This is a genomic window from [Clostridium] innocuum, assembly GCA_012317185.1.
Classification (GTDB): domain Bacteria; phylum Bacillota_I; class Bacilli_A; order Erysipelotrichales; family Erysipelotrichaceae; genus Clostridium_AQ; species Clostridium_AQ innocuum.
The window spans coordinates 3,531,586-3,554,438 of sequence record CP048838.1 but is presented as its reverse complement, the minus strand read 5'-3'; the positions used below and the strand labels follow the sequence as shown (position 1 = coordinate 3,554,438).

Below are 22,853 nucleotides of genomic sequence, written 5' to 3'. Positions count from 1 at the left end.
ACGGATTATACAGGCTGTTCATGGTATGGCAATGCAAACGGGGAATGCCTCCCGCTGTGTCGATCTGTTGTTTTATGGAAAATGATCGCATACACAAAGCAAAGCCATTGCAGAATTAGCATTGACAGCCCCGTCATTTTGTGGTGTAATATTTTCGTACAAAAAAATGGGGTGCCTACGTATGGCTGAGATCGGAGATCATCCGGGACCCAAGGAACCTGATACGGGTAATGCCGGCGTAGGGATTTTATAGGGAAGCACAGCAGGACGGAAGCTTATGCTGTTATCATCCGGAAAAAATCATGGAAGCTGACACCGTAGCGGGCGTACAGCTTTTTTTACATATAGGAGGATAACACAATGTACACTACACAAATGGATGCCGCCAGACAGCATATCATCACTGAGGAAATGAAGGCTGTCGCTGCCTATGAACAGATGGAGGAGGCAGAGGTTTGCCGGTTGATCGCTGCCGGACAGCTGGTGATCCCGGCAAACAGACATCATACATGCCGGAAATCCTATGGAATCGGAAGCATGCTGAAGACAAAAATCAATGTGAATCTGGGGACGAGCAGAGATTGTCTTGATTTGGACATGGAGATGGAAAAGGTACGGCATGCCGTGCAAATGGGAGCTGAGGCCATTATGGATTTAAGCTCCTTTGGCGATACGCAGACATTCCGTAGAAAGCTGGTTGCGGAATGCCCGGCAATTCTTGGTACCGTGCCGATATATGATGCCCTGGTATATTACCATAAGGCATTGAAGGATATCACTGCACAGGAATGGCTGGATGTCTTTCGTATGCATGCAGAGGACGGTGTTGATTTTATGACGATTCACTGTGGAATCAACAGGCAGACTGCACAGCGCTTCAAACAACAGAAGCGAATTACGAACATCGTATCCCGCGGTGGCTCCATCATGTTTGCCTGGATGGAAATCACCGGGAATGAAAATCCGTTTTATGAGTATTTTGATGAAGTTTTAAGGATATGCAGAGAGCACGATGTCACGCTTTCGCTCGGAGATGCCTGCCGCCCTGGCTGCTTGGAGGATGCCGGGGATATTGCACAGATGGAGGAGCTTGTTACGCTGGGAGAACTGACACAGCGCGCATGGGCACAGGATGTACAGGTCATTATCGAGGGACCGGGACATATGCCGCTTCATCAGATTCAGGCGAATATGGAGCTGCAGAAAACAATCTGCAAGGGGGCACCGTTTTATGTGCTGGGTCCAATCGTTACCGATGTCGCACCGGGCTATGATCATATCACTGCGGCGATCGGCGGTGCAATGGCGGCAGCCTACGGAGCCAGCTTTTTATGCTATGTGACACCGGCAGAGCATTTGTCTCTTCCTGATGTCGATGATGTTAAGGAAGGAATCATTGCAAGTAAAATTGCTGCACACGCGGCGGATATCGCCAAGGGAGTAAAGGGAGCTATGGATTGGGACCATCAAATGGCTGTAGCACGCGGTAATCTGGATTGGGAACGTATGTTCGCTTTAGCAATGGATCCGGATAAGGCCAGAGCATACCGTGCCCAGTCTGCACCGGAGCGTGAGGATACCTGCACCATGTGCGGGAAAATGTGTGCTATTCGCAATATGAACAAGCTTCTGCGCGGTGAAATCGTTGATATCATGGAAGAGGATTAGCAGTTTTACGCAGGAGCTGCTGCGGCTTTCCGGCAGGTTGATATCTTGTACGCATGTTCGTGAAATTATGTCAGTGTAAAAAATCATGAATAAGCGGCGAAGGAAAAGCAGGAACAAAGGTCGAAAGGTAATGAAAGAAAGCGGTTTAGAAAACTTACTGTAACATACAATAGCTTTACCGATATACAGGGGAAGCTATCATACGCAAGATATAAAATACACAGAAGTAACAGGAACAGCATAAACATTACAGGATAACAAGAAGTAACAGGAAAAGCATTGACAGGCCCCTTGAATACTATATAATGAAGATAAGATAGGGATGTGGTCATATGTCTGAATTTATTGTCAGTAAGCGGATTAAAGATGTGGTTGAGTTTGATAAAACCAACAAAAAGCTGAGATTCCTGCTGGATGAGGGAGATCAGGTATACTATTACAAGGACTTGGAGACGATCGGTATATCCTGCGAGTATCATCATAATCTGAAAAAAGCCCTTGCGCATAATCTGGTGTTTCCCACTTATGCGGAAGGGAGGCAATTTGTGCGCGTTGGCATTCGTATGAAGGTGCGGATGGGACAGTCTGTTTTCGTACATGTATCTGAGGACATCGTGGATAAAGGTACCTTGCAGTATCATGAGGACATGCGTACAGCTCGGGAAATTGTAAGTTTACTGAAGAAGTGCCGTGCAAAGGCGTAGCATAGAAAGCATAAACAGGCCGGTAACCGAAAGGCAGTGATTCTTGCTCAAATGCGGGTATATTCAAAACATGGAGGATTCCATACGATTGTATGTATCAATCGGAATTGAATTCTCCTTTTCGTAAACCCGCTAACGTAAGAAAGAATCCGGATCGTGCACGTTGCCTTTCAGCTTTTGGAATATTGCGAAAACGGATGATTCATTCTGCCTTGGAGCGTGCAGAGAGTACTTCATAATATACAGTGTGCTGTCGGTGCAGTTACCTGCAAAGGGAGAACGGTTTCCTATCGCTTTCTCCTTCCCTGATGTTTTGCTTATGGTGATACTTTGCCCTATCGGCAGCATCCGGATATCGGTATGGTTATCAGCAGCTCGCAGTTCATGAACGTAGAAAGAGAGGACAGAAAAGCATGCTTCTGATACGATGTATGCAGGCATGAAGCTGTGTGGGATGGAGAAACAGAGGTGCGTATTTCAAAATTGGTAAGACGATTTAAAATAGCATCCATGATAACATGCCCGCACGCGGCGAATGGAGGAACTATATATGTGTGGAGAATTTGATCTATTTGTGGATCGTGTGGATCCCCGCTATCAGAGCCATGTTTCGGAAATTCATTCAGAATTGATGAAGCGGGGATGCAGGCTTGAGATGAAGACAGCCAAAAGCGGTTTTGTTGTTTCCTATATACGTAAGGATACGAAAAGAACACTGGCTACCTTTGTTCAACGTAAATCAGGTATAAAGCTTCGAGTTTTCGCAGATCATATCGCTGAGTTTCAGGAGCTTTTAAATGCATTTCCAAGAAGAATGAAAACGGAAATCCGTAAGGCCTCAGTATGTAAACGGCTGCTGGATCCAAATGACTGCAATCCAAGGTGCAGGATGGGCTACACCTTTGTAATGGAGGGTGAGCAGTATCAGAAATGCCGCTACATGGCGTTCCTTCTTACCTTAAATGAGGAAAGTCATCCGTATATTTTGCAGCTTTTACATAAGGAACTCGACCGTGTGGACAGCGAAAGCTGAGGATAGGAGAATGACCTTTACCGTTTGTCGGTGAATGATCGGCAGGGGAGGATGAAACAGTATCTATGATAAGAAGTCACAGCCACGGACATACCCGGCAGGCTGTGATTTTATCGTGCTTCAGTGTCTATGCGCTTGTCTGTTCTTTTTTTGCTTATACATGAACAGGTTAAGGCGATACCTAAGCGCTGAATAGAATTTCAAAACATTGAATAAGATATTGAAGAAAAATAAGAATAGTAATATAATGAGGGTGTAGGAAGGGGAAACCCGGAAAGGAGAAGGCGATGAATCCGAAATTTACTCCCAGTAAAACTGTTCGCGATGTTATTCAATTTGATAAGGAGCATAAGCAGTTACGTTTTCTGATGGATGAGGAGAAGATCATACCCTACCGCGAAATCAGCAGCTGTTCATTGAAAAATCAGTATTACAAGAAAAGCTCGGTATCTCAGCTTGCCAATCTGTTTACAATCAATGGAATCCTGGCAAGTGAAAATCAGGAGCTTCGGGTTTGCATTGAAGTGAAGCTGAAGGATGATACCAGGGTATACGGGTATGTTTCCAGGGACATCATACGTCCCAATCTTACACCATACCATGAGGATGTAGCGACTGGGCGATATATTCTGAAGCTTATTCGCAAGGTCATCGCAAGAGAACAGCAGACAGCATCAGCCGCATGAAGCCATGCGGTTTTTTCTTTTTCGGCATGTGTCAGCTTGTGGAAAAGCCCTGCTTATCGGATTGGTAATATTTTATATAAATAGTTGCATGTGCAACTATTGTCTGCTATACTAAGGTAGTTGTTTTTTATGAGAGGTAGGACAATGGCACATATCAGTAAAAATGCTTCCATCGTATATCGCAGCTCACAGGCCTTTTTCGATGAAACGCTGGCGCCGTATCACATTGGCTGCGGCCAGCAGTTTTTTCTGATGCGAATTTATGAACAACCGGGAATCAGTCAGTTTGAGCTGGCGGAAACCGGAAGCTTCGATAAGGGAACCTGTGCCAGAGCCGTAAAGAAGCTGGAGGAGCTCGGCTATCTTCGGCGGGAAACAAGAAGCAGTGACCGAAGAAGCGTGCAGCTGTACCTGACAGGGCAGGGAGAGCAGCTGGTACCAGTGATACAGGGTATGCTTCTGGAATGGAATGCAATCCTTTGCCGTACCCTGCAGGCGGATGAAAAGGAACAGGCAGAAAGGCTGCTGGATGAAATTGCAGGAAATGCAGCAGCGTACATAAAACGATGAAAGGGAGTGCAGAATTATGGAACAGACCATGAAGGAAATAAGAACAAAGAATCCGCTGGGATATCAGCCGATTGGCAGACTGCTGATGAAATTTGCCATCCCGTCTGTGATTTCCATGCTGGTGAATGCAGTATATAATATCGTGGATCAGATATTCATCGGACAGGGTGTAGGCTATCTGGGGAATGCGGCTACAACGGTTGCATTTCCTATTGTTACGATTATACTGGCGGTAGGAACCATGCTGGGTGCAGGCGGAAGTGCCTATGCGGCAATCAAGCTGGGGGAAAAGAAGGAAGAGGAAGCGGAGAATACACTGGGAAATGTATTTATTCTGCTGGTGGGAATCGGGATTGTACTGACCGTGATCGGTTTGGTTTTTCTGGATCCGATTCTGACAATTTTCGGTGCAACGCCGAAGAATATGGGGTATGCGAAGGATTATGCGAGCATCATACTGCTTGGTACGGTTTTTAATCTGCTCGGTATCGGTCTCAGCAATATGGCGCGTTGTGATGGCAGCCCGAATGTTGCCATGTACAGCATGGTCGCAGGGGCATTGTTAAACTGTGTTCTGGACCCGATTTATATATTTGTATTTCACTGGGGCGTGCAGGGAGCTGCGATTGCGACCATCACCTCACAGATTATCGCAACGGTAATCCTGCTGTATTATTTTACGCGAAAGGGAAATATGCGCCTGCGTCTGACACATACGCGGTTGAACCCGACCATTTGTAAAATGGCGTTTTCTCTGGGAATCTCCAGCTGTATCACACAGCTGTCCTCGACAATTCTGCAGATTGCCATGAATAATTCGCTGGTATATTATGGAAATCAGACAAGCGTCACTGGGGATGTTGCACTTTCCGCAATGGGCATCGTCATGAAGATATCCATGATCATCGTATCCATCTGTATCGGTATCGGTATCGGTGCACAGCCGATTTTGGGCTTTAACAGAGGAGCGAATCAGCCGAAGCGTATCAAGCGATGCTATCGGCTCGCAAGCAATATCGCAACAGCTGTCACAACGGTAGGCTGGGCGATGTTTATGCTGATTCCGCATATCATTCTGATGCTGTTTGGTAGTGCAGATGCCAATTTTACAGAATTCGCAATCAAGGCGATGCGTATCTTTGATCTGGGAGTTTTCTGCGCAGGCTTTCAGGTAACCTCCACCTCCTATTTCCAGGCGACCGGACAGCCGATGAAGGCAAGCATACTGTCTTCTCTGCGACAGCTCGTACTGCTGATACCGCTGATTCTCCTTCTGCCGCTGCATTTCGGGCTGGACGGTATCCTGTATGCCGGACCGATTGCGGATATCACGAGTGCTGTCATCATTTTCTTCTTTATTCATCATGAAATGAAGAAGCTGGATGTGCAGATAGCACAGGAGAGCGGAGAAGAGCTTGGGGTATACAGTGAACCGATTGCATGATATAAGATAACTTACATATCTGGAAAAGACGCGGAATGCGTCTTTTTTAACAATCTAGGAGAAATCTAGTTATTTTTTATCTAAAAAGCAGGCAGAATTCCCCCACCTCAGTGGTCGATGAACAGGTGGGGGATGAATGCAGCCATTTTTTTTCATCCTTGTTTTCTTTCTGTTTTTCACGAATCTTTCCTTAAGTTTCTCTCGCGTTCATGGCATAATGATATCAACAAAAGGAGGTTTTACAACATGAAATCATATCGTACATATTCTAGTATCCTATCTGCTAATCACCCGCAAAACCCCCGGCTTTTCTGCTCTTACACATCGTGCTAAAAATCTGTACAACATTGCTTCGTTCTATATAAGAAATGCGTACAGTGCTTCCATCAAATCAAATGAGGATCGCTTTCCACATGAGATACAGGTCCTGGAAGAACTCAAAGGTGTCGTTGATGAATGGAATGTCATACGTCAAAAGCATCATAGCACACCATTCCACATCATTGATCATGAACATCGCCTTGTTTCCATGCAGCATCTGGATGGTTTTTTTAAATTGCGTGACTAGATCGATTACCGTGCTCTTCCTGCGCAGGCAAATCAGAATGTTTTGCATATGCTGTATCGTGACTGGAAAAGCTTTTTTGCTGCTTTAGCTGATTACAAAGCACATCCTGACAAATATGAAGCAATTCCCTATATCCCTCGATATGCAGATAAAAACGGTTATAAACCCTTGATCTTTACCAATCAGATATGCAAACTGAGAAAAGACAAACATGGTTGGTATGTAAAGTTTCCCAAGGCAGTGCTGCAGGCAGGGTGTGTACGTGATCGATATGATCTAGGTAAGATGGACCTGCATGAACAGAAACTGAAGGAAGTACGTCTGATTCCCAATGGAGATACTATCAAGCTTGAAATCGTATGCGAGATAGAAATCAAGGAACCGACGATTACAATCCATGAGGCAACCAGAGTAGCCGGCATTGATATTGGTGTCGATAATCTGACAGCGATTGCGTTTACGAGTGGACACCGCCCTGTGCTGATAAAAGGAAATGAAATAAAGGCAGTCAATCAATACTATAACAAACAGATCGCACATTACCGCTCATTGCTAAGAACTGGAAAGAAGGATAGCAAAGGCATCCATCAAACAAAACGAATGAAACGTATCAGCGAAAAGCGTAATCGACGTGTAAAGGATATCCTGCACAAAGCATCAAGAAAAATAATAGATCTATGTGTGGAGGAAGGAATCGAAGTTATCGTGTAGGAAATCATGCGGGTTGGAAGAAGCGTATCCATATGGGGAAGAAGAACAATCAGACATTTGTTCAGATACCGTTTCGTACGCTGATCGAAATGATCAAATACAAAGGAGAAGCGGCAGGAATCAGAGTCGTGGTCTGTGAAGAAGCAATACAATCGAAGGCTAGTTCCATAGACGAGGATCAAATACCAGTCTATGGAAATGATGTAACACACGCTTTCTCAGGTAAAAGAATTAAGCGAGGATTGTACAGAAGCAAAAATGGCATTCTCATGAATGCCAATATCAATGGAGCAAGCAATATCATACGGAAAGTATATCCATGTATGCCAGAGCGAGAGCGATGGAGTAGAGGTACCGTGAACGTACCAGTTACGTGTATCTGAACACGAACAAAAAGTTTTGATGAATGCGCAGACATTCATTAGAAGCCGCTTGCTCTTTAGCTGGCGGTAGTTCACAAAGGTGCAGTGAATGTTTTTCAATACTACATGGAAGTTTCGATGAAGAGACTTCCTTTTTTACATGTAATGCATTTTTTTAGTATATATAAGAACTGCAGACAGTACTAAATAAGTGATAAAGTTGGAACATGTTTATCTTGTCAATACTATTCAGGATAGCGTTTTCATAGTATAATAACTATAATAAAATTCATGAAAACACGGTAAATACAGGCTTATTTTAAAATGTTAAAAATTGTCATACAAGGGTGTGCCAAACATGAATTTCATTTCGTTGTTTTTCCCCTCTCCCCCTTTTATACTGTAAGTGTAAAGAGGAAAGGTTTACAGAAAGAAGGGAACTATTTATGAAAGAAAACGTACAGAGGTTTGGCCGCTTCCTGAGTGGAATGGTCATGCCGAACATCGCAGTATTCATCGCCTGGGGATTTATCACTGCTTTGTTTATTCCAACCGGCTGGATGCCGAATGAAACACTGGCACAGATGGTTGCGCCAATGCAGCGCTTCCTGCTGCCGACACTGATTGCCTATACCGGAGGTAAAATGGTTTATGATGTGCGGGGCGGTGTGGTAGGAGCTGCCGCTGCCATCGGTATTCTGGCGGGAACAGAGGATCCGATGTTTATCGGTGCCATGATTGCCGGTCCATTGGGCGGCTGGCTCATGAAGAAGGTGGATGGTCTGTTCGCGGGGAAAATACCGGCAGGCTTTGAAATGCTGGTCAATAACTTCTCGGCAGGAATTCTTGGTGCACTGCTTGCTGTCTTCGGATGCCTTGCAATCGAACCGCTTTGTGTCGGTATCAAGGATGTTCTGGTAATCTGTGTTGACTTCCTGGTGAAACGCAGTCTTCTGCCGCTGACGTCTCTGTTTGTGGAGCCTGCGAAGATTTTATTACTCAACAATGCGATCAATCACGGTGTCTTCACACCACTGGGAATGGACCAGGTTGCGGAAGCAGGAAAATCGATTTTCTTCCTGATTGAAGCTAACCCGGGTCCTGGTTTGGGACTACTGCTTGCTTATAGCTTCTTTGGAAAGGGAGCTGCCAGAAGCAGTGCGCCAAGTGCAGTCATCATTCATTTCCTTGGCGGTATACATGAAATTTACTTCCCCTATGTACTGATGAATCCGCTGACTGTTCTGGCGGTGATGGCAGGCGGTATGTCCGGTGTCTTTATCAACAGTATCTTCAACTCCGGTCTGGTATCTGCCGCATCTCCGGGAAGCATCATCGCAATTTTGGGAATGTGTGCGAAGGACAGCTATATCGGTGTGATTCTGAGTGTAATCGTTGCAGCTGCCGTATCCTTTGTAATTGCAGCCTTCATCCTGAAATTCAGCAATAAAAACACAGACGACAATGCCCTGGAAGAAGCAAGTGCCGCCGTCAGCTCCATGAAAAGTGAAGCCAAGGGTGCAAAGCCTGCGGGGACTGTAAGCAAAATCGTATTTGCATGTGATGCCGGAATGGGAAGCAGTGCCATGGGGGCAACAACCCTGACAAAGAAGCTCAATGCGGCGGGAATGAAGGTAACGGTTGAGCATTTCGCGCTGGATGATGTTCCAAAGGATACCCAGGTTATTGTTACGCATAAATCCCTGGTGGAGCGGGCTGAAACCCGTTGTCCCAACGCTTTGATCTTCCCAATCACCAATTTCATGGGCGGGAAGGAGTATGATGAAATCGTAGCACAGCTTACAAAATAATATAACACCGGTATATCACTGACAAGTATATCCGTTATAAGAAAGGAATTGATTGCTATGAGCTATCCGAAGGGCATGATCTATTCGTCACGGTTAAAGAAAATATTACAAATAATCATAGAAACAGACGGGTATGTCAAGGTGGAGGAGCTTGCCAAACGGCTGAAAACAAGCTCAAGAACCATCTTTCGGGAGCTTCGGCATATCGATGATGAATTAAAGGAATATCATGTCCGTCTGGTATCGAAGGCCGGTATGGGGATTCATATGGAGGGCTCGTATGAGGATAAGGAGGCGCTTCGTCAGGAGCTGAATACCGAGCAGATTCAGTATCTGAATAAGGAGGAACGCCAGCACCTTTTGATATTCGAGCTGCTGCGAAGTGATGAGGTTCAAAAGCTTTTGCATTACGGCGCATTGTTTCAGGTGAGTGAAGCTACCATATCCAATGATCTGGACAGTATAGAGCCGTGGTTTCGACAGCATGATCTGTCTCTGATTCGCAAGCCGGGCGTCGGTGTGGGTGTTCAGGGGGAGGAGGCTGTGCTGCGAAAAGCGATGACACAGCTTCTGCAGGAGGATTTACAGAGCAAGGAAAGCTATGAAAGTGTGAATTTTCTGGATTCCCAGACACTGCTTACCGAGATATTTCTCCATCAGGACGCAGGTATTCTGAATATGCTGAATCAGGATATTCTGAAGCGGATTCTGGACGTGTTTCAAACAAATCAGCATGAGCTGAATCTGGACCGCTATGCACAGGCATCCTATATCGGTCTGATTATGCATCTGGTGATTGCTATCGAACGCATCCTGAAAAACGAGGAGCTGAAGGATGGCGGTGATGTTGTAGCCATGGTGCAGGAGGATGCCAGCTATCAGCAGGCACAGCAGATGGCACATGTTCTGGAGCTGGAATTTGATATTGATATACCCGATGTGGAAATTGCATTTATCGCACTGCATATCCGGGGAGCTAAAATCAGCAGGGTCGAATACGACAGTCTGCAGGATGAACCGGCGCGGCAGCTCCGCGATGTTCTGTATGCCATGCTGCAGACCTATGATGAGGAAAAACGCTATCTTCTTATGGAGGATGAGGAGCTCTTTCAGGGGCTGTTGACACATCTGTCACCGACGATCACCCGTCTGCAGCATGATCTGCCCATCTATAATCCACTGCTTTCGCAGATACAAACGGAATACCGGGAATTATATGAACAGACGAAGCAGGCATGCCGTGTTCTTGAAAATTACTGCGGCGTGTCAATCAGTGCGGATGAAACAGGCTTTATCACCATGCATATCGGGGCATCACTGGAGCGTATGCAGCATACCGCAATTCATCGCCGTGTGATTCCCATCGGTGTTGTGTGTGCGAGTGGAATCGGTGTCAGCGCCATGCTGTCCGCGCGTATTCAGAAAAGCTTTCATCCGGATGTAAGGCTGCAGATATTTTCCATGGAGGATGTCCAGCGCCATGCATATGACGATGCAGAGCTGCTGGTTTCCACCTTCTCGCTGGATGTTGCGGACCGGGAAGTGATTGTCGTAACACCGCTGCTGAATCAGCAGGATATTCACAATATACGAACGGCACTTACCTGCCGTCAGGAGCTGAGTGAGCCGATTCAAAAAGCAGTGCAGCCTGTCAGTGAATTTCGCGAACAGCTGCGCCTGCTGCATACCATCAGTGAGGAAAGTCTGCTACTGTTGGACCACATCCGGCTGCATATTAGCGACAGTGACACACTGTCCCAGCTCCTGATTGAAAGTGCAGAATATATCGGAAAGGATGCAGCCGCAGTTGAGCAGATACGTGCCGATCTACAAAAGCGTGAGAGCATGGGGCCGGTGATTATGCAGGATTTGCAATTTGCCCTGCTGCATACCGCAACCAGTGCAGTGGATACGATGGAAATTCTTCTTCAATATCCCAGGCATGCATGGAGCGCAGAGGCGAAGAATCTGAAATTTGCCGTAGTTATGCTTGTGAATACACAGGCCGGCAGGGTTCGGAAGGAGCTGTTGTCCCTGTTCTCCAGAGGTCTTGTGGAATCTGAAACGCTGCTGGAAGCCGTCTGTACACAGGATATTGAACGAATAGAAGAGGCACTGAGTCAGCTGATCATGGAGTATATGGATACAGCGGTTGCATGGTAGAAAGGAGACTGTGATGGGCTTATTTCATAAACATAAAGAACGCGCGGCTCTGGAGGACCTGCATATCTGTTTTGTATGTGATGCAGGCATGGGAAGCAGCGCAATGGCCGCAGGTCAGCTGCAGAAAAAGCTGAAGGCACATGGCATCAGCTGCCGTGTGAAAAACTGTGCGATTGATGAAGTGGCACCGGATGCAGAAATTCTGATATCCCATCAAAACTTTGCACAGCGGATACAGAAGCAGTTTCCTACTGTACGTTACTACAGTGTACAGGGGTTTATGAACGATGAAGAATACGAAAACATAGTGGAGGATATTATGATATTCAGAAAGAAAAAGGAAGAGAAGAAAAACAACATACTGGAAAAGAGCAACATTCTACTTAACTGCCGTGCAGATAACAGTGATGAAGCCATCGTGGCGATGGGAAAACTGTTACAGGGTGCGGGATATATCGATGAAGGCTATATTCAGGGCATGCTGAACCGCGATCACTCACTGACAACCTATATCGGAAACGACATTGCGATTCCCCATGGGGAATATGAGGTAAAGGACTGTGTTAAAAAGACAGGGATTGCTGTGATGATTTATCCGGATGGCATCAAGTGGGCGGATGGCAGAGCACGGATTGTGATTGGCATAGCCGCTAAAAATGATGATCATATGGCGATCCTTGCCAATATTGCAGAGAAGCTTGGAGAAATGGAAATGGTCGAAAAGGTTGTCGCTGGCGATGTTGATACCGTGTATGAGATTCTGGCAGGTGATGCGGCATGATACTTACGGTAACCTTTAATCCGGCAATTGATAAAACAGCAGAGGTGGATGAACTGATTCCCGGTGGACTGAATCGACTGCGCAATGTTATGCAGGATGCGGGGGGAAAGGGCATCAATGTATCCAAAACCATACATGCTTTGCAGGGAAAAAGTGTTGCGACAGGATTTCTGGCAGGCTCAGCCGGTGAATATATCCGGAAGGTTTTAAACGGGCTTGCTATTGATAATGATTTTGTATGGGTGGAAGGTATGACACGTACCAATCTGAAGGTACTGGATCATGAAATGGAGCTTACCGAATTAAATGAAGCAGGACCTGTTATCACGGAAACGGAAATCAAGCAGCTGAAGGATAAAATTCTGTCGCTCCTGCATCCGAATGATTTCGTGGTTTTGAGTGGAAATGTATCTGCACAGGTTCGTAAGGATATTTATCGTGAGCTGATTGAACTTGTAAAGCAGCAGGGAGCCCGTGTGATACTGGATGCGGATGGGGAGCTGTTTGCCCAGGGGATACAGGCAAAGCCGTATGTGATCAAACCGAATAAATACGAGCTTGCGACCTACTTTGGTGTTTCACAGGACTGTTCGAATGAGGAAATGATTTCACTCGCGAAAACATTGCTGAATGAGGAATGCCGTCTTGTTGTCGTATCCATGGGAAAGCAAGGCAGTATCTTTCTGAGTCATGAGGGAATCTATCAGGCAGAGGCTTTGCACATTCAGGCACATTCCAGTGTCGGTGCAGGGGATGCCATGGTGGCTGCCATCGCCTATGCGCTGGAACAGGATACTCCAATGGAACAGCTGATCGCTCTGGCAGTTGCCTGCAGTGCGGGAGCTGTTATGACGAAGGGAACACAGCCTGCGGAAAAGGCAGTTGTCGAACAGCTGATGAAGCAGGTCACAATCAAGAAACTGGAGGAAAATTGATATGAAAACAAAAGCAGTACGCCTGTATGGCGTTGATGATATCCGTCTGGATGAATTTGAATTACCGGAAATAAAGGATGATGAGATTCTGGTAAAGGTTGTCAGTGACAGCATCTGTATGTCTACATGGAAAACAGTAAAGCAGGGAGCCAATCATAAGCGTGTTCCCAACGATGTAGCCGATCATCCGATCATCATCGGACATGAGTTTGCGGGGGATATCGTGCAGGTCGGAAAGAAATGGCAGGATACATTTCAGCCCGGGCAGAAATTTGCACAGCAGCCGGCTATTCCGGGACAGATGGAAAGTCCGGGATATTCCTATGCGTGGTGCGGTGGCGATACGCAGTACTGTATCTTCCCGAATGATATCATTGAAGCAGGATGTCTTTGGACATTTGAAGGGGACGGCTATTTCGCAAGCAGTGTGGCAGAGCCTGTCAGCTGTGTAATCGGTGGCTACCATACCAATTACCATACGGTACCAGGCACCTATCAGCATGTGATGGGAACAAAAAAAGGCGGTAATATCATTATCCTTGGCGGCTGCGGACCGATGGGACTGGGGGCAATCAGCTATGGACTTACCTTTGAGAATAAACCAAAGCGTATCGTTGTTACAGAAATCAATGATGAGCGTATCAATCGTGCAAGAGAAGTCATTAGCGAGGAAGAAGCGGCAGCGCATGGAGTGGAGCTTATATATGTAAATACTGCCACTATGCAGGATCAGGTAAAGGAGCTCATGGCACTGACTGATGGAAAAGGCTATGATGATGTCTTTGTGTATATCCCAAACCGTGCGGTTTGTGAAATGGGAAACAGTATCATGGCATATGACGGCTGTATGAATCTGTTTGCCGGACCGACGGATATGAAATTCTCATCCATGATCAATCTGTATGACTGCCATTACTCCAGAAGTAAAATTATCGGCTCCACCGGAGGAACGATTGATGATATGAAGGAAGCGATTGAAAAAGAGGCACAGGGGCTGATCAAATCTGCGGTCATGATCACTCATGTCGGAGGCTTGGATTCCGTAGTGGAAACAACAAAGAATCTGCCGGATGTTCCCGGTGGTAAAAAGCTTGTTTACACACACATCAATATGCCAATGACGGCTATCGATGATTTCAGTAAGCTGGGAGAACAGGATCCGTTCTTTAAGGAGCTGGATGCTGTATGCAAGAAAAACAGGGGATTGTGGAGTGCAGAGGCAGAGAAGATGCTGCTGGAGCATTTCCGGTAAACAAAAATTGAATATACGAAAGAGATTGATAAAGACTTCATATAGATAAGAACTTTATTATTTCATGTCACAAAAAGACAGTACAGTGCGGATGCTGTCTTTTGATGCTGGGGAAAAGAAAACAGCTTAACAGGCAGATTCTCATGGTAGTCTGTGGGGGATAGAATAACCGCTTATCCATGGATTTATAGGATATGCTCCTGCTGCTTTTTTATCGTTCCCGCTTTCAGAAATCGATGTAGATGCTATCAGGATAGCATATCTCCTGAAAAAGATTTGTTTCCAGAAAAGAAAACCTTGTTGAAAGGGGTTTCTCTTGTTTGTGCCTATCTTAAATGGTAAACTGATGGTATATATCAAAGGAGGAGCTCACATGAGGTTATTAACAAGGTCGGATTTCGATGGATTGGCGTGTGCCGTGTTTCTGAAGGAAGCAGGCGTTATCGATCATTGGAAATTTGTACATCCAAAGGACTTGCAGGATGGTCTGGTTGAGGTTACGAGGGAGGACTGTCTTGCGAACGTACCGTTTGTGGAAGGCTGCGGTCTGTGGTTTGATCACCATTCCAGTGAAGAGGAGCGAAATGCATACAAAGGAAAATACAGGGGAGAGAGTCGAACATCTCCAAGCTGTGCGCATATCATATATGATTATTATGGCGGCAGAGAACGGTTTCCAGGATATGATGATTTACTGGAAGCAGTGGATAAGGTGGACAGCGCCAATCTAAGCATAGAGGAGGTGCTGCATCCCAATGACTGGATTCTGCTCGGTTTTATCATGGATCCCCGCACCGGTTTGGGACGGTTTCATGATTTCAGAATCAGCAATTATGCTTTAATGGAAGAAATGATTGACTGGTGCAGGACAAAGGATATCCATGAAATTATGGCAGAAGCAGATGTCAGAGAGAGAATTGAACTGTATTGGGACCAGAACGATAAATTTATCGACATGGTGAAGGCACATACAACCGTCGAAAACAGGATTATCATCTCAGATCTGCGCGGTGTAAATCCTATATATACCGGAAATCGATTTCTGATTTACAGTCTGTATCCGGATGCCAATATCTCTGTGTGGATTGTGAACGGTAAAGGGGGGAAGGGCTGTTCTGCAGCTGTTGGCTACAGTATACTGAACAGAACCTGTACGATTGATGTCGGGGCATTGATGCTGAAATATGGCGGTGGCGGTCACCGTGTTGTCGGCACCTGTCAGTTTGATGATGCTTCCATGGAGGATAAACTACATCTTCTTCTGTGTGAAATGAAAGAAAGAAACGCTTAAAAAAATAATCCGCATACCTTGGCAAAGTGTACATAAAATTTTGAATAATTAAACAAACAGAGAACACAGTGGATTCTCTGTTTTCTTCTGCTGCATCATATCCGGAAATAAAGCATCCTATATTTGAAGCATCGGTTGAAACAGCACAGAGGAAACAAAATATTGAATTCAGGGAATATATTTGTCATAATGTATCATATGAGTGCATGGAACTGGCTGTGAAGCATCCGCTTTTTGTAATTCATTCGAATATGTCTTGATATTCTTGGTAACAGCAAATATAATGCATTTAGATGGGATAATTTAAAATTATCCTATATATTTAAAAAAGAAAGCCGGTATATTCTGTAATCTATAACATGATATCGAAAGGATTCTGATATGCAAATTTCATAAAATATTTCATATGATATTTTAATTTATATGGTATGAGGCTTAGGGAATCTAAAGAAAATGTTATTGCTGTATCAGCCTTGGAAAGTGTTTGAATACGAGAAGGGAGTGTCATCCGAATGAGTTCATCGAATGATATGAAAAAAGCTGTCCTGATACTTGCGACAGAGCAGGGTGGAGATTGTTCTGAATTATGTGAGATATTTCAGCCGGTATATAATGTTGTCGAAGCAAAGGATATGAAGCAGGCACTTCATCTGATGAAGCAAATCGTGATCAGTGCCGTACTGTGTGATTCCTCTGTAGAGAATACCGCAGAGCTGATAACCTCCATGCATGATGGAATGATGCCGGAAATTCCTGTGATTGCTGTTATAGACAGCAGGGATGAGGAGGGCTATGTTTATGCGCTGGATTGTGGAGCAGCCGATGTGATAACAAAGCCTGTACGCCCTCAGATCGCACTTGTGCGTGTGAAAGCCGCCCTGTTGAACAGTAGCCGCCAGATTGATTCTCTTACAGGATACACAAGTGAGCTGTTTCAGCGTGCAGCGACAGAGCTGATAGCGAATCATCCCTCCTCCACCTATCTTATTTCCTGCTTTGATATTGATAATTTTAAGGCGGTCAATGCACAATAAGGCGGTCAATGCACAATACGGACAGAAAACCGGGGATTATGTACTTAAGAAAATAGCTGGAATCGTTATGGAATTTACATCTATGTATCACGGTATCGCATGTCATGTATCCGCTGATAATTTTGCCATGCTTCTTCCAAGCGGTACACCGGAGCACCTGCAGAAAAATATGATGTCTCTGGAAGATGATTTCAGAGATCGCGGGATCCATATCAGACTTCAATTAAGCATCGGCCGTTACATCATAAAGGATAAGCAGCTTTCATTCAGCGATATAATGAATAAGGCACTACTGGCTAGAAGAACGGTGAAAGGACGTTATAATGTTTCTCTTGCCTATTACAACGGGAAGATGCAGAAACAGATTCAGGAGGAGCAGCATATTATCAGCAGAATGGATTTTGTACTCAGCAGCCATCAGTTTGAAGTTTGGCTGCAGCCGAAATACAATCATGAAACAGGGGCGATGATTGGTGCAGAAGCGCTTGTACGCTGGAACAGCAGTGAGCATCATGTGATGATTCCCCCGAATGTATTCATACCTGTTTTTGAACGCAACGGCTTTATTTATGAATTGGATAAGTATGTATGGAATGAAGTATGCAAAATGCTTCGGAAATGGCTGGATGAGGGAACGTGCACTCTGCCGATTTCAATAAATGTATCCCGTATGGATATCTTACAAAGTGATGTGTATGAAGTGCTCACAGGACTTGTGGAAAAGCATGAAATACCGGCTCACCTGTTGCAGCTTGAAATTACGGAATCTGCGTTTTCCTTCGATGTTGTACGCATCATAGATGTTGTGGAAAGACTGCGGACATATGGCTTCACAATCGAAATAGATGATTTCGGCAGCGCATATTCTTCCCTGAATGTATTAAAGGATGTTACTGCGGATGTATTGAAGCTGGATATGCGTTTTCTTTCCGGAGAAGACAGTACCGGCAGGGATGGCAATATCATTGAATTCATCGTTCGGATGTCCAAATGGATTGGTATGCAGGTCATTGCCGAGGGCGTAGAAACACAGGAGCAGGCTGATTTTCTCTGCTCGATCGGCTGTCCATTTATTCAGGGATATCTGTATGCGAAACCGATGCCGTACAGGATTATGAATGCCTGCTGGAACAGAACAGCGGAATACATAAAAAGAATACCTTTGAAATGATCAATGCATTGGATGGAAACGCCTTTTGGAATGCTGAATCCATAGAAAGTCTGATTTTCAACAGCTATGTAGGCGGTGCCTGTGTCGTAGAGCTCACAGAAAAGCACTGTGAGATCATTCGTGCGAATGAAAAATTTCAGAAAGAGCTAAACACGAAGCACTCCGTGCATGAGCTGCTTAAGATCGATCTTTTTTCTCTTATGTCAGATGCGGAAATCTACCGGTTCCAAAACGAAGTGTACAACAGCAAGCAGAAGAGCTCGGAAATGCGTGGAGAAATGAGGGTTTTGATGCAGGATTCGCACAGCCATGAAGAATATCTTCGCTATTCCGGCAGGGTGATCGCGCAAAGCAGTACCTGTGATGTTATTTATCTGCTGCTGGAAAATATCACAGAACAGAAACAGATACAGAGCAAGGCTGCAGAGATGACCGAACAGCTGCAGTTTCTCAATGAGATATCTAAAAGCGTGCTGAGCAAATCCAATACAGAAGAAGCGATGAAGAATCTGCTGAAGCGGCAGCTTACATACTTCGACGCTGAGCGGGCTCTGGTGTTTGAACTGGACAGGAAACAGGAAGCGGGAACCATCTCCTATATGGTTTGCGCTGATGGTGCAAGCTCTTCTGATGTTACAGGGCAGCAGATTCGATTTACGGAAATGTCACACTGGGCTGAAGTACTGAAGTGTGAAGGCCATATCGTAGTTGAGGATGTTCACAAGCTGAAGGACAACGTCTCTTTCGAACGGCAGCAGCTGCTGAACCGCGGTGTCAGCTCACTGATTGCTGTTGCTCTGGTAAGAAACAATTTGTTGATTGGCGTGCTTTGTGTAGAACAGGTGCGGCGTGCGATGAATCACATCGAGCATCTTGCGGTACTCGGTGATTATGTGGCTGTATTGATCAATCGCCGTGATCTGCTGACAAAAATTGAAAATGACAATGTTAATATGCAGCGCCTGATGAATGACACACCTGGTGGATTTGTACGAATGAAAATGCTTCCTGAGGGAGGCGCAGTTCCCGTGTTTGTCAATGACGGATTCTGTCGAATGATGGGGATGAGCCATGATGAGGTAATGGAGTTATATGCAAATGATGCGTATGCCGGTGTACATCCCGAGGATCGCGCCGGATTGCGTGAAACGCTCATAAAAGCCATGGATGCGGATATTATCTTTTCTGCACGTGTACGCTTTTACCATAAAGAAAAGGGATATATGCAGTTTCAGGTGTATTACCGGACGACAACGGATATTCATGGTGCACAGTATATGAATGGCTATTATGCGGATATAACGGAAGAAAACGAGCAAGAGGAACGGCGCCGGGAGCTGTTGGATAATCTGCCATGCGGTGCAGCAGTATATGAAATGAAGGATGGTATCCTGTGTGTGCGGCATGTCAACAAGCAGTTTTTAAAGCTGGTATCACGCAATGAAGACCAGATTCATATGGATGATGCAATATCGGCGATATGTCCGGATGATCAGGAGCAGGTACTGCAGTTTATAAAAAATTCAAAGGACAAGGAGGGATTGGAATATGACTTCCGTATCCTGCAGGGAAATGGGGAATATCTTCCGATGCATGTTATTGGAAGGACGCAGAGGCAGGACGATAACAGCATGCTGCTTTATGTTACATTTACTCCGATTTCAGAAGAGCAGCTGTCCATCAGCAGGGCACTTGCCGATCAGCAAAAGGCGGAGACACTGGCCGAGGAGGCGAACGAGCAGCTGCGATTCCTGAATGATATATCAAGGTATCTTCTGATTGATAAGGATCCGGATAAAGCCATTCATAAAGCGTTACAAAAGGTTCTCGAACATTTTGACGGAAGCAGGTCTTATATCTTTGAGCTGGATGATAAGCGGCAGATAACTACCAACACCTATGAAATATGCGCAAAGGGCGTTCAATCAGAAAAGGAAAACCTGCAGGCACTTCCTTATACCTCACAGCGCTATGTGCTAAGCGAGTTTCGCCAGGGAAAAAACATCTGTATTGAAAATGTGGCAGATATGCCGGTATTCTGCAAGGAGGAACAGGATGTGCTGACCCGACAGGGCATTCGTAAGGTGTTCCTGGTGCCAATCAAAAGCGAAGGCAGGCTGATTGGATATACGGGAGTTGATGACCCGCAGAAAAATATGAAGCATACTGATCAGCTTGTGGCAATCGGAGATTATATGGCAACTATGCTGATTCGCCGTGATCATGTAAGGAAGATGGAAAACGACAATGAACGCATGCAGCGCTTGATGAACGACACACCGGGAGGCTTCGTCCGAATGAAGATTTTATCAGGGGAAAGACCGGTACCGATCTTTGTTAACGACGGCTTCTGTCAGATGATGGGAATGAGTCATAAACAGGTTATGGAAATTTATGCGGGAAATGCCTATGCCGGGGTACACCCTGATGATATTGAAGAACTGCAGCACAAGGTCGAAAAGGCAATTGCGGAGGATTCCATCTTTTCCGCACGTATCCGTTTATTTCATACAAAAAACGGATATATGCATTTTCAGGCTTTCTACAGAACGGCAACGGAGCCGGATGGAGTCAAGTTTATAAATGCTTACTATGCAGATATGACAATGCAGGTGGAATTGGAGGAGCGCAGGAAGGAGCTGCTGGATAATCTGCCTTGCGGGGCAATCATATTTGAAGTGACGGCAGATGGGATTATCAATTCTCCACATATCAATAAGCGTTATGCAGAGCTTGTAAACAGACATGAGGATGAAATTGCAGATTTATGATTATATACAGGCTGTCCATGAAGATGACCGTGATGGTATGATGCGCAGTATCACAGAGGCGATTCAAGGGGATCATGAGCTGGAATGTGATATTCGCGTAAAAAAAGGCGGAGGAGGTTATATCGCATTTCATCTTGTGGGGCGAATTGTTTCCCGCAAGGATCAAAATACCGTTATCTATGCTACCTATACACAGATCAGTGAGGAAACACGACTACTCAGCACAGCGCTTGCGGATTAGCACAGAGCGGAAAAGCTTGCTTCGGAAAGCAATGAGCAGCTACGTTTCTTAAACGATGCAGCACGTTTCTTTTGATTAGCGGCGATCCGGATGAGGCGATTAACAAAACTCTGGAGAAAACAATGGAGTATTTTAACGGGGACAGGGTATATATCTTTGAACTGGATGATGAAAAACAGATAGCCAAAAATACGTATGAGCTGTATGCCGAAGGTGTTGCGTCAAGAAAAGACAGCTGGCAATGTGTACCGTATGCCCATCAGGAATACTCATTACAGCTTCTGAGAAGGAAGGAAAATGTATGTATAGAAAATTTTGATCTGCTGCATGTTGATCATGCGGCGGAAAAGAAAATTTTAATGAATCCAAGTGTTCACAGTCTCTTGCTTGTTCCTTTATGGATTGCCGATAGCTTAAGCGGCTTTATGGGAGTTGATAATCCGGGGCGGAATGCAACGCATGTGGATCATCTGGCCGCATTAGGCGATTATATGGCAATGATTATTTTGCGTAGAAATAATGAGGCACGCATTTTAAGAGATAATATGGTACTGCATGATTTAATGAACGATATGCCCGGAGGATTCATTCAGATGAAAATCTGCGCGGATGGAAGAATTGTACCGGAATTTATAAATCAGGAGTTTTGCCGTATGAGCGGTATGGATCATGATGAATGCATGACCTTTTACGGCAGCAATGCCTATGCCGGTGTACATCCTGAGGATCGAAGCCGGCTGGGGAACGAGCTGAGAGAAATGATAGCCAAACGGGATACGCGTACGCTGAAGGTGCGTCATTTCCGAAGTGATGGAACGTATATACCGATGCAGGTGTTTTACCGTGTAACCGATGATGGGGAGGATGTTCTTTATCTCAACGGCTATTATACCGATCTCACCGAACAGCTTGCACTGGAGGAACGAGAGCTTGCGGAGCATGATGAGCTTACGAATCTGTTCAACCGGACCAAGCTTGCCCGTATGAAAAACAAAGAATATCAGAAGCTGACCGCCTGCGGTATCCTATTCTTTGATGTGAATCATCTCAAGCAGGTAAATGATGCGCAGGGACATGATATGGGGGATACTCTGCTGAAGCTTGTGGCAAATGGTATTCGTTCCATTACGAGTGAACGGATTCACGGTTACCGCTATGGCGGTGATGAATTCCTTGTTGTTGTCTGCGATGGAGATGAGCTTGAGCTTGCTGCCTTGATTGAAGCCTGCAACAAACAAATGGAGGTCCTTGCAAAGCAAAGAAATATAGCTGTGACAGCAGCAGTCGGTTCCGCATGGGGGCAGGCACCTCTTACATTAAACGCTTTGATACGTCAGGCAGATCAGGCGATGTATGCGGATAAAAAACAGAGAAAGCGTTATTCTGATCTCGTATAAAAAAACAGAGCCAGCTCGAAATGACTCTGTTACATGCTGCCTGTGGATAGGCAAGGAAGCGAATCGCTGTATGATATGAGGGTTATAAGCAAGCCTTGTTTCACCTGCACAGCAAAAGTGCAAAGACTACCAATAGACCTTTCCAGATAATGAAGAATAGCTGAAGCTGTAAAAAATTGAAAGAAGAAATAAGTTCTGACTTTTTAGAAATTATTTCTTCTTTTCGTTATTTACACAGTATCTGTAAGCAGGGGAATGCC

20 protein-coding genes and 1 riboswitch are annotated in these 22,853 nt (G+C 45.2%); of the genes, 19 read left to right on the top strand and 1 reads right to left on the bottom strand.

All coding sequences use genetic code 11. The features are described 5' to 3' along the window. The first annotated feature begins 157 nt into the window (after positions 1–157). Positions 158–262, top strand: a riboswitch (TPP riboswitch). A gap of 98 nt (positions 263–360) precedes the next feature. From thiC to G4D54_17325, 6 genes are all read left to right on the top strand, one after another. Continuing rightward, positions 361–1,668, top strand: a complete 1,308-nt coding sequence (gene thiC, locus G4D54_17350) for a phosphomethylpyrimidine synthase ThiC (protein ID QJA04080.1) — start codon at positions 361–363, stop codon at positions 1,666–1,668. A gap of 332 nt (positions 1,669–2,000) precedes the next feature. Continuing rightward, positions 2,001–2,372, top strand: coding sequence for a hypothetical protein (locus G4D54_17345; protein ID QJA04079.1), 372 nt, complete (start codon positions 2,001–2,003; stop codon positions 2,370–2,372). Positions 2,373–2,922: 550 nt separating this feature from the next. Further along, on the top strand, positions 2,923–3,405 hold the full coding sequence (locus G4D54_17340; protein QJA04078.1) for a hypothetical protein: 483 nt from the start codon (positions 2,923–2,925) through the stop codon (positions 3,403–3,405). 287 nt (positions 3,406–3,692) lie between these two features. After that, entirely contained in the window at positions 3,693–4,091 is a 399-nt protein-coding gene (locus G4D54_17335; GenBank protein QJA04077.1) for a hypothetical protein, read from the top strand. A 144-nt stretch (positions 4,092–4,235) separates the two neighbouring features. Continuing rightward, the gene (locus G4D54_17330) at positions 4,236–4,661 is read left to right on the top strand and encodes a MarR family transcriptional regulator (GenBank protein ID QJA04076.1); all 426 of its coding nucleotides are present in this window, start codon (positions 4,236–4,238) and stop codon (positions 4,659–4,661) included. 16 nt (positions 4,662–4,677) lie between these two features. Continuing rightward, complete coding sequence (locus G4D54_17325; protein QJA04075.1) at positions 4,678–6,105, top strand: MATE family efflux transporter; 1,428 nt, start codon at positions 4,678–4,680, stop codon at positions 6,103–6,105. 391 nt (positions 6,106–6,496) lie between these two features. Here the strand turns inward: G4D54_17325 and G4D54_17320 are convergent, their stop codons facing one another. After that, entirely contained in the window at positions 6,497–6,721 is a 225-nt protein-coding gene (locus tag G4D54_17320) for a hypothetical protein (protein QJA04074.1), read from the bottom strand. On the opposite strand from G4D54_17320, the gene G4D54_17315 reads away from it, so the two are divergent. The 13 genes from G4D54_17315 to G4D54_17255 all read left to right on the top strand — a co-directional run bounded on the left by G4D54_17315 (position 6,722) and on the right by G4D54_17255 (position 22,593). Continuing rightward, entirely contained in the window at positions 6,722–7,384 is a 663-nt protein-coding gene (locus G4D54_17315; GenBank protein ID QJA04073.1) for a transposase, read from the top strand. A gap of 32 nt (positions 7,385–7,416) precedes the next feature. Next, positions 7,417–7,767, top strand: a complete 351-nt coding sequence (locus G4D54_17310; GenBank protein QJA04072.1) for an IS200/IS605 family element transposase accessory protein TnpB — start codon at positions 7,417–7,419, stop codon at positions 7,765–7,767. A 425-nt stretch (positions 7,768–8,192) separates the two neighbouring features. Beyond that, positions 8,193–9,557 (top strand): PTS mannitol transporter subunit IICBA, encoded by a 1,365-nt coding sequence (locus G4D54_17305; GenBank protein QJA04071.1) that lies wholly within the window; start codon positions 8,193–8,195, stop codon positions 9,555–9,557. A 57-nt stretch (positions 9,558–9,614) separates the two neighbouring features. Beyond that, positions 9,615–11,720, top strand: a complete 2,106-nt coding sequence (locus G4D54_17300) for a transcription antiterminator (protein QJA04070.1) — start codon at positions 9,615–9,617, stop codon at positions 11,718–11,720. A 13-nt stretch (positions 11,721–11,733) separates the two neighbouring features. Beyond that, positions 11,734–12,501, top strand: a complete 768-nt coding sequence (locus G4D54_17295; GenBank protein QJA04069.1) for a PTS transporter subunit EIIA — start codon at positions 11,734–11,736, stop codon at positions 12,499–12,501. After that, positions 12,498–13,436: a 1-phosphofructokinase gene (gene pfkB, locus G4D54_17290; protein ID QJA04068.1), complete on the top strand. Its 939-nt coding sequence runs from the start codon at positions 12,498–12,500 to the stop codon at positions 13,434–13,436. The genes G4D54_17295 and pfkB overlap by 4 nt, the downstream gene beginning before the upstream one ends. Before the next feature lies 1 nt (position 13,437). Beyond that, positions 13,438–14,688: a zinc-binding dehydrogenase gene (locus G4D54_17285; protein ID QJA04067.1), complete on the top strand. Its 1,251-nt coding sequence runs from the start codon at positions 13,438–13,440 to the stop codon at positions 14,686–14,688. Positions 14,689–15,061: 373 nt separating this feature from the next. Continuing rightward, a complete protein-coding gene (locus G4D54_17280) occupies positions 15,062–15,979 on the top strand; it encodes an exopolyphosphatase (GenBank protein ID QJA04066.1) in 918 nt (305 codons plus the stop codon). Between the two features lie 512 nt (positions 15,980–16,491). Continuing rightward, complete coding sequence (locus G4D54_17275; protein QJA04065.1) at positions 16,492–17,013, top strand: response regulator; 522 nt, start codon at positions 16,492–16,494, stop codon at positions 17,011–17,013. After that, on the top strand, positions 17,003–18,184 hold the full coding sequence (locus tag G4D54_17270; GenBank protein QJA04064.1) for an EAL domain-containing protein: 1,182 nt from the start codon (positions 17,003–17,005) through the stop codon (positions 18,182–18,184). Before G4D54_17275 ends, G4D54_17270 begins: the two co-directional genes overlap by 11 nt. Next, entirely contained in the window at positions 18,181–20,955 is a 2,775-nt protein-coding gene (locus tag G4D54_17265; protein ID QJA04063.1) for a PAS domain-containing protein, read from the top strand. Before G4D54_17270 ends, G4D54_17265 begins: the two co-directional genes overlap by 4 nt. Further along, positions 20,942–21,196 (top strand): PAS domain-containing protein, encoded by a 255-nt coding sequence (locus G4D54_17260; protein ID QJA05230.1) that lies wholly within the window; start codon positions 20,942–20,944, stop codon positions 21,194–21,196. Before G4D54_17265 ends, G4D54_17260 begins: the two co-directional genes overlap by 14 nt. Before the next feature lie 122 nt (positions 21,197–21,318). Then, the gene (locus G4D54_17255; GenBank protein QJA05229.1) at positions 21,319–22,593 is read left to right on the top strand and encodes a GGDEF domain-containing protein; all 1,275 of its coding nucleotides are present in this window, start codon (positions 21,319–21,321) and stop codon (positions 22,591–22,593) included. The last annotated feature ends 260 nt before the right edge of the window (positions 22,594–22,853 follow it).

What these genes read in the sequence shown, in the direction of transcription:
- thiC (QJA04080.1), top strand. Translation starts at nt 361, where the DNA reads ATGTACACTACACAAATGGATGCCGCCAGACAGCATATCATCACTGAG.
- G4D54_17345 (QJA04079.1), top strand. Translation starts at nt 2,001, where the DNA reads ATGTCTGAATTTATTGTCAGTAAGCGGATTAAAGATGTGGTTGAGTTT.
- G4D54_17340 (QJA04078.1), top strand. Translation starts at nt 2,923, where the DNA reads ATGTGTGGAGAATTTGATCTATTTGTGGATCGTGTGGATCCCCGCTAT.
- G4D54_17335 (QJA04077.1), top strand. Translation starts at nt 3,693, where the DNA reads ATGAATCCGAAATTTACTCCCAGTAAAACTGTTCGCGATGTTATTCAA.
- G4D54_17330 (QJA04076.1), top strand. Translation starts at nt 4,236, where the DNA reads ATGGCACATATCAGTAAAAATGCTTCCATCGTATATCGCAGCTCACAG.
- G4D54_17325 (QJA04075.1), top strand. Translation starts at nt 4,678, where the DNA reads ATGGAACAGACCATGAAGGAAATAAGAACAAAGAATCCGCTGGGATAT.
- G4D54_17320 (QJA04074.1), bottom strand. Translation starts at nt 6,721, where the DNA reads ATGCAAAACATTCTGATTTGCCTGCGCAGGAAGAGCACGGTAATCGAT.
- G4D54_17315 (QJA04073.1), top strand. Translation starts at nt 6,722, where the DNA reads ATGCTGTATCGTGACTGGAAAAGCTTTTTTGCTGCTTTAGCTGATTAC.
- G4D54_17310 (QJA04072.1), top strand. Translation starts at nt 7,417, where the DNA reads ATGGGGAAGAAGAACAATCAGACATTTGTTCAGATACCGTTTCGTACG.
- G4D54_17305 (QJA04071.1), top strand. Translation starts at nt 8,193, where the DNA reads ATGAAAGAAAACGTACAGAGGTTTGGCCGCTTCCTGAGTGGAATGGTC.
- G4D54_17300 (QJA04070.1), top strand. Translation starts at nt 9,615, where the DNA reads ATGAGCTATCCGAAGGGCATGATCTATTCGTCACGGTTAAAGAAAATA.
- G4D54_17295 (QJA04069.1), top strand. Translation starts at nt 11,734, where the DNA reads ATGGGCTTATTTCATAAACATAAAGAACGCGCGGCTCTGGAGGACCTG.
- pfkB (QJA04068.1), top strand. Translation starts at nt 12,498, where the DNA reads ATGATACTTACGGTAACCTTTAATCCGGCAATTGATAAAACAGCAGAG.
- G4D54_17285 (QJA04067.1), top strand. Translation starts at nt 13,438, where the DNA reads ATGAAAACAAAAGCAGTACGCCTGTATGGCGTTGATGATATCCGTCTG.
- G4D54_17280 (QJA04066.1), top strand. Translation starts at nt 15,062, where the DNA reads ATGAGGTTATTAACAAGGTCGGATTTCGATGGATTGGCGTGTGCCGTG.
- G4D54_17275 (QJA04065.1), top strand. Translation starts at nt 16,492, where the DNA reads ATGAGTTCATCGAATGATATGAAAAAAGCTGTCCTGATACTTGCGACA.
- G4D54_17270 (QJA04064.1), top strand. Translation starts at nt 17,003, where the DNA reads ATGCACAATAAGGCGGTCAATGCACAATACGGACAGAAAACCGGGGAT.
- G4D54_17265 (QJA04063.1), top strand. Translation starts at nt 18,181, where the DNA reads ATGATCAATGCATTGGATGGAAACGCCTTTTGGAATGCTGAATCCATA.
- G4D54_17255 (QJA05229.1), top strand. Translation starts at nt 21,319, where the DNA reads ATGGAGTATTTTAACGGGGACAGGGTATATATCTTTGAACTGGATGAT.